This is a genomic window from Paenibacillus sp., assembly GCF_048976745.1.
Lineage (GTDB): Bacteria > Bacillota > Bacilli > Paenibacillales > Paenibacillaceae > Paenibacillus.
Genome location: NZ_JBHGUU010000009.1, coordinates 348525 through 360914 on the forward strand (window position 1 = coordinate 348525; position 12390 = coordinate 360914).

Here is a 12390-nt window from a genome sequence, read left to right on the forward strand (position 1 = left end):
GGGGATGATCCCACATAACACAGGCTCCTTTTATTTGTGTGAAGCGAGGAGGGGGTGACTCCACTTGAGTAGCATCAGATTAACTTTACCGTGGGGCAAGGTAACCATACGCCTTCGCCGGAGAATTCATTACAAGACGAAAATCTTCACTCGCTTCATCCATAAATGCGGGATTCACATATATGGAGTGTGCATCGTTGCCAGATCCCTTCATGTAGGCGGCGATGCCGGAGTAGGCTTTATTTTTCCAAACCCACAGGGCATCTTCCTGTTCTCCTGGTGAGTAATAGACATTATGGTCAAACACATTGCCGGTATTGCTCGTATATTCATTATATATCAGTACTTCCGAGCTGCCCGATACGAGTATGTTACGCATGAACGTATTGTTCTTTGTCCGTGATTGTATGAATAACTGTCCATTGCCAGCCTTCAGGCTATCATTCTCCACAAGTGTATTGTACATAATCTTGCTATCCTCGGTAGCTCCTCGTTCTTCGTCATAACCTCCCATGGCAATCCCCGTTAATCTGTTGGAATAAATCAGGTTATCACGCACGGTAATGTTGCTGGTTGAACGCCCGGCATGCTCTGAGGCAATCTCAATTCCGATGTCGCTCCGGTATACCCGGTTCTGGTCGATGATATGATCTTTCCCGCCATCTACATAGATGCCACCGGCCGAGTTCGTATCATTGGGCAGGTCTGTTCCATAGGAGGGATTGTTATTGGACGTAATATCGTATACTTCATTGCCTCGTACAATGCCATTTCGGGCCTGATCGTATGTATCATCCTCGGACGTACCCTCGTACCCGATCAGATCAATACCAATGTTGTCGGCATCATGGATGACATTATTCTGTATGGCAAAGGTATCAACATTGCCGTTGATGGCAAGGGCCTCGCTGGAACCCAGTGTAAGATCATACAATTCATTATCCTTAATGATGATATTGCGTAATGCTCGAGGGTGCTCTGTGCCATATATGGCAATACCGTGGGCATCCCTGCCCCGCAAATCGGGACCTTCAGGAGATGCGTTACTAGCGATCGCATGAATGGTGTTGCCCAATAGTTGGATATGCTCACCCGCTCCGTGGACATAAATCCCGGTTGGAACCTGGCCCCGGAGTGTGGTCGTGAAGTTACGAATTTCGAGATTTTGAATCGTGATATAACTGGCATTGTCAATTTCGATCAGCCCTTCGATGCCATCTGCAGAGAGGCCTTCACCATCAATGACGACATTCTCTTGCGGATAGCTGGAAAATAGGGTCGGATTACCGGAGGAATGACCACTCCGAGTGATTTTGACTTTTTGATGATAGACACCTTCACGCAGATAAATGGTGCTTCCTGGTGAAGCATGGTCGGCTGCGTGCTGCAACGTTTTCCACGGAGATTGAAGGGTTCCTTTATTGGAGTCCTTTCCTTGGGGAGATATGTAATGGATGACCTGAGGATCAGACTTTTGAACAGAAACGGGTGCCTTCATGGACTGGCTATGATCCTGACAACCGGATGTGAATAACAGTAGAATCGGAATAATTAGTAGAACTGTACGAATCAAAGTTGTTCCTCCTTTATATTTACCAGCTAGATTATAGCAGATTTGAACGGGTTAATAAGCCATGATATGCTTTTTATAAAATCTGGGAGGAGACGGCTCATGAATACATTAACTATAGCGGAATTAGTAGATCGGGAGAATCACGCATGGGAAGAACTCAAGGAACTTCTGGATAGCGGGCAAAATACATATGTGTATGTTCCGGCAAAGCAGGAGGCTGGAGAGGATGTCCTCTATCGTCTGCAAATAAGCACCAAATCCTATTTGGGAGCTGTTGCTTATGAGACAGAAGGTATTGTATTTGACCATGGTTGGATCACGCTGCTTGGTGCGGGTGGTGACAGTACATATGGAAGCCTCACCAGTTGGAATGGTGTGAGTGAGCAACCTTGGGCAGATGTTCTGGAAGGGTTGATGGTCGTCGCATATGATGGGGCAGGTGGTTTCTTCGGACTGGATACAGGCAAGTATGGCCGTACGGGACACATCCATTATTTTGCACCGGATACACTTGAATGGGAATCGACAGAACTGACATATTCAGAGTTCATTAACTGGCTGGCGGATGGTGATCTGGGGCAGTTCTATCAGACGTTTCGCTGGAAAGGCTGGCAGGAGGATATGGCACAGCTACAGACGGGACAAGTATTTGCGTATTATCCACCACTTTGGACGAAGGAAGGTGGCGGAGAGAGCAGCAGCAAATCCCCAATTAGCATCATGGAGGCCTGGAAGTCGGCACGGGACGGGAAATAGTTGACGCTGCTGTAGAAGGAAATAAGGAAAGCAACTGATGACCGATAAGTTCAAGTTCATTGAGTGATTCATTTGAAACAAAACGATTTTTCTGTTCCAAACTAAAAAAGACTCGCGCTTGGCGCGGGCCTTTTTGTTCTGAACTTTAAACATCCTATATTAATTGTCCAATAGAAGAGGTTCAATGCCAGAGCGTGAAGCTCTGCTATGCCAGATGGTCAGAACCAGTGAAACAACGCAGACGATCAGCAGGCAAGCATACACCACATGATAAGCCTCCTCTACCGGTACTCCCGGAATGCTGTGGAGCAGCAACCCGCAGACGGCTACAGATACCGATCCACCGAAGAACTGAATCAATTGTAACATGCCCATACCTGAACCAATTTGTGCTTTGGGCAGCACACGTGATGCTTCATTATTCAATGAAGCCATGGATGCAGAGAGTGCCGGTGAGAAAAAGAGATAACCACTGGTAATGACCAGGGCGGATTGGTCCAGTCCGAGCATGAATAAGGCAAGTACCGCTACGAGCAGGAGGTGTCCGATGATCATGAATCGCATATTGCCATAACGGTCGATCCAGCGTCCGACGAAACGGGTGCAGAATGCTGCAACAATGGCTCCTGGGGCAATCAGCAAACCAATGGCGAGCGAAGAGCGTCCATATAGATCAGCGAGCACAAGCGGCATCAAAAACAGATTGCCCAGATTCACCACCAGCACGCAGAACCCGATCAGGATTAAGCGGGTGTATCCTGGCGTTCGGAACACGTGTGGATTCACAAATGGAAGACTCGCTTTCCGAATATACAGGAGGTGTGCAACAAGTGAAATAACGCCAATGGTAAACCACAACCAGGACTGTTGGGTGATCGCTACCAGAAGTGTAGTGGCATTAATAACCGTTAGTATGGCACCAATAACATCAAATGGCTGATCCGTTTGGACGGATTCACGTGGGAGAAAATAGAGCAATACAGGCAGGGCGAGCAGGACAAGCACGGTTATGGCAAAAAGTCCGTTCCAGCCCCAGTACTCGCTAATGAGTCCGCCGACAATGGGGCCAAGTCCAAAAGCCATGGCGCTGCCTGATGAGATGAGCGCGATGGCAGCACCGCGACGTTCCACCGGGATGTAACGACTCGCAATGACGAGGCCCAGACCGGCCATCACCCCTGCACCTGCAGATTGCAGAATGCGTGTCAGCAACAGGATCGCGAAGTTATGCGCGAACAACCCCAGCAATGAAGACAACCCCAGGATCAGCAGCCCGACTGTTAGCAGTTTACGTACCGGGATACGGTCTGACAATCGACTGTAAATCACCGTCGACAGGGCGTAACCAATGGAATAGCTGGAGATGACCCAAGACCCCAGGTCCGAGGTAATCTGCAGATCATGAATAATGACGGGCAAAGAAACATTGAACATGGTGGTGTTCATCACAACGATGAACAGGCAGCACGTCCAGAGTGGCATGACAATTTTATCTTTCACGGTACCATTCCTGTCTTATCTATGAATGTGAATTCGGATTGAGCTTTGATGAAAATGTGATGAAAAGCAATATATCATTTTACACTTCATTTTAGTATATGGCAATAATGTCATACTATATATTGCGAAGTATAAGTAAAATTTAAGAGTTGTAGGTTCGGAATTTATAGACTGGTTCCCTGAAATTGGGTAAAATGATGGTTGGAATACATAACTAGATTGATTATTTTATAAGGAGTTTACAGTATGCATCACTTACTATTAATGTCCCACAGCGTATTTCCGACGTTGGATATGAAGCGAACAGCACAATTTTATGAAAAAAAGATGGGCTTTCGTGTGGTCGAATATCTCGAGGCCGCGGAACCTCATATTTGCCTTTATCGTGATCTTACCGAGATTATTTTAACCCAAAGTAATGGACAGAAGGTCATTCCCAACAGAGAATTATATGGTTATGGATATGATGCCTATTTTATTACCCAGAACCAGGAAGAGCTTCAACAGGAATTGATCAACGCAGATGTGAAGATCGTACGTGCCCTCAATCATACAGACTATAATAACAAGGAGTTTGTGATCGAGGATATTGATGGACGATGGATCGCTTTTGGCATCAAACAGGCGCTCCGATAAGGGGCGCCTGTTTGTGCATACGATATTGCAGATCCTAAGCAGCAGTGACTTGTTTACCGCGATTGCGAACCCACTTGATGACATCCATCAGAATGACGGCTGCAAGAGCGAGTCCACCTGCAATGAAGAATTCATTCCAGCCAAATGTGTCCGGAATAGCGAAGACGCCGCGCACACCTGGAATCAGTGTGATTGCGTAGAGACAGAGACAGACCAGAATGGAGCCAAGCACGAATTTGTTGGTCATAAAGCCCACCTGGAAGATGGTTTGTGTATTGGAACGTGCTGCAAATGTTTGCAGACTGCGTGCCAGAATCAAGGTTGTGAAGGCCATAGCTACGCTCATTTCCTCCGAGATGCCAAGCCCGATATATTGGGACACGATAACAGCTGCGCCAATCAGGACACCACGTGTAATCACAGCCTGCAAGGTTCCGCCTGCGAAGATGCCTTCGTTAATATCACGTGGTTTACGCCGCATGACATCTGGCTCGGGCTTCTCTGTACCCAAAGCAATGGCAGGCAGGGAGTCGTTCACCAGATTGATGAACAGCAGCTGAAGGGCCGTAAACGGATTAACCCAGCCGACGATCAAGGCAAACAAAATGGCGATAATCGCTCCGAGGTTACCGGCAAACAGATATGCGATGGCTTTTTTGATATTATCAAATACCATCCGCCCAACACTGACTGCATTCACGATGGAGACAAAGTTATCATCTGTCAGAATCATGGCAGCGGCATCCTTGGCGACATCCGTGCCGCTACCCATCGCTACGCCGATGTCTGCCTGTTTCAGTGCAGGCGCGTCATTAACCCCATCTCCGGTCATGGCTGCAACTTTGCCTTTACGCTGCCATGCACGCACGATTCGGATTTTGTTCTCAGGTGATACTCTGGCGTATACGGAGATGTGTTCGAGTTTTTGATCCAGCTCTTCATCGGACATTTTGTCCAGTTCGGCGCCGGTAATGGCCAGATCATCTGGTTCGGCAAGGCCGATATCCACACCGATGGCCTGAGCCGTCGTTTTGTGATCTCCGGTGATCATGATGGTGCGAATGCCCGCTTTTTTGGATTCTTCAATAGAGCCGTATACCGCTTCACGCGGTGGGTCAATCATCGCTGTCAGGCCAACCAGTGTCAGATCATGCTCGTCATCAATGGTGACCTGGCTTTTGTCATCGAATTTTTTGTACGCATAGGCCAGCACACGGAAGGCACGTTTGGAGAAAGCCTCATTTTTCTCTTCAAACTGTGTGCGAATCTCAGGTGTGAGGGGCTGAACTTCACCGTTGATAAACACATGGCTACAGCGGCTGAACAGCACATCTGGTCCACCTTTCGTCAGCAAAGCCGTCTGTCCCTCAAACGTATGAACCGTACTCATGAGCTTTCGATCCGAGTCAAAAGGAAGCTCGGCTTCACGCGGGAACTGGTCACGGATTTCATTGTAATCCTTGTTCACCCGGTTGCTGAAGGCAATGAGGGCCACTTCGGTTGGATCACCCAGTTCCTTGCCTTCCTGGTTAATATTCGAATCATTGCAGAGCACTGCAATATGTAACAGACGCCGTTCCTCTTCCGACCACTGATCGGGATCATCGGGGAATTCGTCCTTGGTGCCATGAGGAATGTAATAATCCACGACAGTCATCTTGTTCTGAGTTAGTGTTCCCGTTTTATCCGTACAGATGATACTGGCAGAACCGAGTGCCTCCACGGCAGGCAGTCTGCGAATGATTGCATGTTGTTTGGCCATCTTATTTGTTCCGAGTGACAATACGATCGTCACAATGGAGGATAGTGCCTCAGGAATGGCAGCAACCGCAACAGCTACAGCAAACATCAGTGCATTTACAATGGACGGCCCGATATTCTCTGTACCTTCGGTCAACCATACACGACCGGCTTCAATGCCAAAGATGAGTATCGACAATCCCAAGATGAAAAAGCCCAGTTTTTTGCTAAATGATTCCAACTTGCGTTGTAATGGCGTGTTCTTGGCTTCGGCATTTTCAATCAGTTCGGCAATTTTACCAATTTCGGTTTTGAGAGCTGTGCCTGTAATGACAAGCATGCCCCGTCCATATACGACGAGTGAGCCACTGAAGGCCATATTGCGACGATCTCCGATTGGAGCTTCATCCGGGATGGTGTCGGCGTGTTTCTCCGCTGCTTCGGATTCTCCAGTCAACATACCTTCGTTGATTTTCAAACTTCCTGATTCCAGGATACGCCCGTCTGCCGGGACATAATCACCTGCATCCAGCATAACAATATCACCGGGAACAAGTTCTCTTGCTGGAATGGTCTTTTTCTGCCCGTCACGAATGACCTTGGCTTCAGGAGCAGACATTTGTTTCAGCGCGTCGAGCGAGCTCTCGGCTTTTTTGGTCTGAACTACACTGATTACTGCGTTAAGCAAAATAACCAGGAATATGATCAACGATTCAATCAGGTGTCCAAGTACAACCTGTACCGCGGCTGCAATCAGCAGCACGATGACCATCGGATCTTTGAAATTTTCGAGGAACAGTTTCCAAACTGGCGTTGCATCTTTGCCTTTTAACTCATTGTAACCTTCCGTTTCAAGTCTCTTGGCAGCTTCCGAAGTCGTGAGTCCCTTGGAGGAACTCTGTACATCCTGAAGGGTTTCCTCTGCACTGTGTCTGTAATGTTGCAATTGACCAGCTCCTTGAATATTAGATTTCTCTGTGTATTACCCTTACGGGCAAAATCTAGAATCGTTTCATTTCCGTTTTTTTAGGATTATGCAATGTATATGTTTTTAGCTGTACACAGTATTTTTCATAATGAACCGAGATATTCCTTTTTTTGTATGTTATTATTTCCAGTTTGGATGTTGGTCTAGAGAACTATATTTAGATATTGGTCAGAAACTGTGTGCACCATCACACTAGCTCATATCAGGGTCTGTTACGCTATTTCCTAACGAACTGCGTTTAATCTAAGTTTGGAGGGGAATCCATATGTTTTGTTATCAATGCGAACAGACGCCGAGTGGCGGGTGTACCGTGGTAGGGGTATGCGGCAAAAACGAAACAATTGCAAGCTTGCAGGATACGATGATCTTTGCGTTAAAAGGCATCGCTGCTTATGCGACACACGCACGCCAGTTGGGATATTCTGATCCTGAGGTGGATCGGATTACACATGAGGCATTATATATGACATTAACGAACTCGAATTTTAATGTACAAGAACATCTGGAGATGGCGATGAAGGTAGGTAATGCAGCAATCCGCATTATGGACGTGTTGGACCGTGCGCACACGGACCGCTTTGGTGTACCAGAACCGATTACGGTTAGCCAGAACCAGATCGAAGGACAGTGCATCGTGGTGACGGGACATAATCTGTATGCATTGGAGGAGCTGCTTCGTCAAACTGAAGGTAAAGGAATCAACATCTATACTCACTCGGAAATGTTGCCTGCGCACGGTTATCCGGTGTTGAAAAAATACGCTCATCTCAAGGGGAATATCGGCAAAGCCTGGTACGATCAAAGAAGACTTTTCGAACAATTCCCGGGTGCGATTCTCGCAACGACGAACTGTGTTATGCCGATCAAAGGCACATACGCAGACCGCTTTTTCTCATACGAAGTGGCGGGTCTGGAGGGTGTTGCCAAGATTATGGATGATGACTTCTCCCCTCTGATTGAACGTGCATTGTCCCTGCCTGCGGCCGATATAAAGTCCGAGCAAGTCTTAACGACAGGGTACCATCATGAGACCGTGATTGGGCTTGCGCCAGAGATTATTCAAGCGGTGAAAGACGGTCATATCCGTCGATTCTTCGTTATTGCAGGCTGTGATGCACCAGGCAAAGGTGGCAACTACTATCGTGAACTCGCGACATCATTGCCAAATGATACTGTCATTCTGACCACGTCCTGTGGCAAGTTCCGCTTCAACGATGTGGATTATGGTACGGTTGGAGACACGGGCATACCGCGTTATATCGATCTGGGTCAATGCAATAATTCCGGTTCTACGGTTAAGATTGCAATGGCTTTGGCGGATGCTTTTGGCTGTACCGTGAACGAGTTGCCTGTCAGCATTGTGCTGTCCTGGTTTGAGCAAAAAGCAGTTGCGATCCTGCTCGGCCTGTTCAGCCTCGGCATTCAGGACATTCGGATTGGACCCAAACCGCCTGAATTCATCTCGGCTGGTGTCTTGGATGTACTCGTGGATATGTTTGGTCTGAAGTTAATTACAACGGCAGAAGAAGATATGAACGCCATGTTGGCACTGTCATAGAATGAGGGTGTATATTTACGTGCATCCTCATCTGATGACGGCGAATGTCGGTTGTGAGTATGGCGAGTATTACTCATAAGTAAAGATGGATAAGAGCCTACATAACAGTAGGCTTTTATTGCTTTTTCGACCTTCATAGGTCAATATACCTTGTATAAATGAACATGCAATGTCAGGGAAATTAGTTTTTTTATCCTATTGAAGTTTTTTCGTGGAAATGTGTATATAGATAGAGGCATATTAGAGTAACACATCACAAAACACGGGATTACCGTAACATAAGGAGATTGTACATCATGCATGACACACAGATTGAAGATTGCTTGAAACTCGCAGGTGGGAAGGAGAACATCAAGCTTGTAGAGCACGATAAAGGCACAACGACGCTAGTGCTGAAGAATAGCAGCCTATTAAATATGTCGGTTCTGGCAACCACAGATGATATGGCAGATATTCGGGTAACAGGTGAGCAGTGTCATCTGGCATTAAGAGACGAATTCTCCCAGATCTACAATGCGCTTCAGCTTATGGATATCGTGGAAGTTGCAGGAACAGGATTGAAGAAAGCAGGACATGCGAAGAAGAACAGATTCTCGATCTTACATTTTGTATCCGATGTGTTTAGGCCCTTGATGCCTGTGATTCTCGGAGCTGCCGTTATTAAAATTGCACTCGCTATTATAACGCTAATGGATACATACAGTTCATCGGATTCTTCTGCATTGATGGACAGCCAGACCTTTGCCATATTCAGAATCATTGGAGACAGTGTATTTTATGTACTGCCTGTATTGGTAGCTATCAGCACTGCGTATCGGTTGAAGAGCAATATCTATGTTGCCGCATCGATTGGCGGACTCATGTTTTATCCGGAGATGACCATGCTGATGTCGGGGGAAAAAGAGGTGCATTTCCTGGGTTTTCCACTGGTGTCCCAGCCTGCTTTTTACTCTACGGCCATCTGGGTCATTCTAACGATTTGTGCAGCGACCTACCTGGAAAGAGCCATTGAACGATGGAGTCCAAAATTCTCCAAAGGGATGGTTGCTCCATTCCTGACGTTACTGATTGTTGTGCCACTAGTATTGATGATTCTTGGTCCATTCGGCACCTGGGTTGATGAACATCTGCCGGAGGCATTGGATTCACTGGTAGCTAATGCTCCAGTGGTGTCGGTGATATTACTGGGAGCAGTTTTCTCGCTGATGTTAATTACGGGATTACACTACTGGATGCTTGCCATCATCATTAATGAAATCGTCATGAACGGTTCTTCTGTAATCATTGCTGCGATATTAGTGGCGATTGTTGGACAAGCAGGGGCTGCGCTTGCAAGTGGATTGCGCTCGAAGGAGCCAGCCTCCAGAAGACTGGCTTTCTGGGCTACTGGAACAGCACTCATGGGAGTTGTAGAGCCTGCATTGTATGCGGTCAACATGAGAAAAAGATCCTCTTTTTGCGCGGCATTGCTGGGTGGAGCTGTGGGTGGACTGTATTTTGGTTTGTTATCTGTCAAGGCATTCGCTATTATTGGAAATCCGGGTTTGGTTAGCCTGCCACTCTTCATTGAAGAGGGTAGCCTGAATCTGTTACATACATGCATCGGTGTAGTCATTGCTTTCGGTGTGTCAGGTGTACTGACGTATTGGATGGCAGGAAAAGAACAGAAACGGGGAGAAGGGTCACCAAACGTTATTATCGAGTAATACGTAAAATGTAGCATTGAAAAAGAAGCATTCAAGTTGTAAAAAAAAAGCCCGTACCTGTTGGTACTGGCTTTTTTTGCTTGTTATCTCAGTAATATAAGCATGAAATGGATAATAGATGTTCCACCATTTTATCAAACCATAGGTTGTTGGATATGGAGATGTCATGTATTTTGATATAGTGAAACGTCATAAATCAGGATGATTAATCCCTTGGAAAGGATAACGATATGTCTGACAACATGGAATGGATTGCGCAGTGGAAGTCAACAAAGGCATTAACCCATGCATGGATAACGAAAGGTGAATTGCACCACTTTCCCAGTCACACCTTGATATTTATTGTTGATGGTAAAGCGATCTGGAATATGAATGGATACCGAGTGCATGTTTCCTTTGGAGAATTAATTGCGCTTGAAGAGAACTCCGTAATGGAGGTCATTGAAGGTGGCAACCTCGATCTGGCAGGTTGGCATGTTCAGTTCGATACATATTCGGTGCTGCATGATGGACGGGAAGCTGAGAAATTTGAATGGCGGTTACCGTCAGGCGAGGCGTATCAGAAAGTGCAACTGTCCGGTGGAGCTCTGGCAAGTATGATTCAGCATTGGAGTGAAGTGCACACAGAGGATCAGAGTGCAGGAAGGGTTGGCCATCAGCATTTGTTATATGAGTTGTTAAGTAATCTATATCGGAAACCGCCGGATAACGAGGTGAAGCCAGAACACGGTATACTTCGCTCCATTAACTACATGCAGCAGCATTATGATCAGGTCATTACACGTACACAGTTAGCTCAGATTGCCGGTATGAGTCCATGGCATTATTCCCGCAAATTCAGTGAACGATATGGTAAGCCACCTCTGGATTATCTGGCCCACTACCGGATCTATCGCTCGCAGGAAGAACTCATATTAACCACAGCAACCTCTCAGGATATTGCCAAATATTCAGGATATGAAGATGCTCATTATTTCAGCCGACGTTTCAAACAATTGACTGGCGTGTCACCCAAAATGTACAAGCAGACGATGACGCAGCGAAAGATCGTGACACTGTCTCCCATTTGCGGCGAAATCATGATTCATCTGGGTGTCATCCCCCATGCCGTAGTGGTAACCCCGATCCTGTTGTCCCCACATCATAAGGAACAATTTATAACACATGGAGTAAAAATGCTGGAGGTTACACAGTACGACGTGGAGATTGAACTTATTCGGCAAGTCCAGCCGGAAATGTTGATTGGAAATGTATTAACAGAAGAGGTCAAAAGGGAGCTGCGCACAATTGCACCGATTCTCACCGGGCTTCATCAAGATGTGGAACGCATGCTCGATCAATTGGCAGCCTGGTTTCTGAAAGAAGAAGAGGCTCATCGACTGCATCAGCAGATGAAACATGAGGTCAGTGTAGCTAAGCGACAGTTGCAATCCATTATTCAATCCGCATCCACAGTTATGCTGCTAAGGGTAGAAGCATTTGGTTATCGATATCTGGGAGGGCATTCCCACGGGGTATCACACTTGTTATATGAACAGCTTGGATTATCACTGCCGCAAGTACTGGATTCAGGTGCAGCCTGGTTTAATCCTTGTTCGCTTGAACTGCTCACCCAAGCCAATCCCGATTACCTCTTGGTGGAGAAGCGGATCATGCAACACTTCAGTGCTGAAGAGAATATGAGGAAACTATGGGAGAGTCCGCAATGGAATGACCTGAAGGCTGTGAAAAATAATCGGGTATTTTACGTAGATACCCATCTGTGGGTGGACGGTCACGGAATTACGGGACATACTCTGATCCTTAATCAGATCATTCGCCATCTTACGGAATCTCATCATGAGAGAGCACAATAATCCAACTCAATACGCACGATATGCTATGGAAGCGACACTTCTTATTTGATACTATTTGATAATAATTATCATTATCA

8 protein-coding genes are annotated in these 12390 nt (G+C 46.5%); 5 read left to right on the plus strand and 3 right to left on the minus strand.

Annotated elements, in window-relative coordinates:
- Positions 1-85: 85 nt before the first annotated feature.
- Positions 86-1573 (minus strand): DUF5123 domain-containing protein, encoded by a 1488-nt coding sequence (locus ACE3K2_RS17145; RefSeq protein ID WP_421892615.1) that lies wholly within the window; start codon positions 1571-1573, stop codon positions 86-88.
- A gap of 99 nt (positions 1574-1672) precedes the next feature.
- Here ACE3K2_RS17145 and ACE3K2_RS17150 point away from each other — a divergent pair, with 99 nt between their 5' ends.
- Entirely contained in the window at positions 1673-2329 is a 657-nt protein-coding gene (locus ACE3K2_RS17150; protein ID WP_421892618.1) for a DUF2625 family protein, read from the plus strand.
- 159 nt (positions 2330-2488) lie between these two features.
- On the opposite strand, the gene ACE3K2_RS17155 is transcribed toward ACE3K2_RS17150, so the two are convergent.
- Entirely contained in the window at positions 2489-3829 is a 1341-nt protein-coding gene (locus ACE3K2_RS17155) for an MFS transporter (protein ID WP_421892620.1), read from the minus strand.
- Positions 3830-4075: 246 nt separating this feature from the next.
- Between ACE3K2_RS17155 and ACE3K2_RS17160 the strand changes: the two genes are divergently transcribed.
- Complete coding sequence (locus ACE3K2_RS17160; protein WP_421892623.1) at positions 4076-4465, plus strand: VOC family protein; 390 nt, start codon at positions 4076-4078, stop codon at positions 4463-4465.
- A gap of 34 nt (positions 4466-4499) precedes the next feature.
- Here the strand turns inward: ACE3K2_RS17160 and ACE3K2_RS17165 are convergent, their stop codons facing one another.
- Entirely contained in the window at positions 4500-7151 is a 2652-nt protein-coding gene (locus tag ACE3K2_RS17165) for a cation-translocating P-type ATPase (RefSeq protein ID WP_421892626.1), read from the minus strand.
- A 307-nt stretch (positions 7152-7458) separates the two neighbouring features.
- On the opposite strand from ACE3K2_RS17165, the gene hcp reads away from it, so the two are divergent.
- The 3 genes from hcp (at position 7459) to ACE3K2_RS17180 (ending at position 12313) form a co-directional block, all read left to right on the plus strand.
- Positions 7459-8751: a hydroxylamine reductase gene (hcp, locus tag ACE3K2_RS17170; protein WP_421892629.1), complete on the plus strand. Its 1293-nt coding sequence runs from the start codon at positions 7459-7461 to the stop codon at positions 8749-8751.
- A 296-nt stretch (positions 8752-9047) separates the two neighbouring features.
- Positions 9048-10457, plus strand: coding sequence for a PTS transporter subunit EIIC (locus ACE3K2_RS17175; RefSeq protein ID WP_421892633.1), 1410 nt, complete (start codon positions 9048-9050; stop codon positions 10455-10457).
- A 230-nt stretch (positions 10458-10687) separates the two neighbouring features.
- Entirely contained in the window at positions 10688-12313 is a 1626-nt protein-coding gene (locus ACE3K2_RS17180) for a helix-turn-helix domain-containing protein (protein WP_421892636.1), read from the plus strand.
- Positions 12314-12390: the final 77 nt, after the last annotated feature.

Excerpts from the sequence above, each read along its gene's own strand:
- ACE3K2_RS17150 (WP_421892618.1), top strand. The coding sequence starts at position 1,673 with ATGAATACATTAACTATAGCGGAATTAGTAGATCGGGAGAATCACGCA.
- ACE3K2_RS17160 (WP_421892623.1), top strand. The coding sequence starts at position 4,076 with ATGCATCACTTACTATTAATGTCCCACAGCGTATTTCCGACGTTGGAT.
- hcp (WP_421892629.1), top strand. The coding sequence starts at position 7,459 with ATGTTTTGTTATCAATGCGAACAGACGCCGAGTGGCGGGTGTACCGTG.
- ACE3K2_RS17175 (WP_421892633.1), top strand. The coding sequence starts at position 9,048 with ATGCATGACACACAGATTGAAGATTGCTTGAAACTCGCAGGTGGGAAG.
- ACE3K2_RS17180 (WP_421892636.1), top strand. The coding sequence starts at position 10,688 with ATGTCTGACAACATGGAATGGATTGCGCAGTGGAAGTCAACAAAGGCA.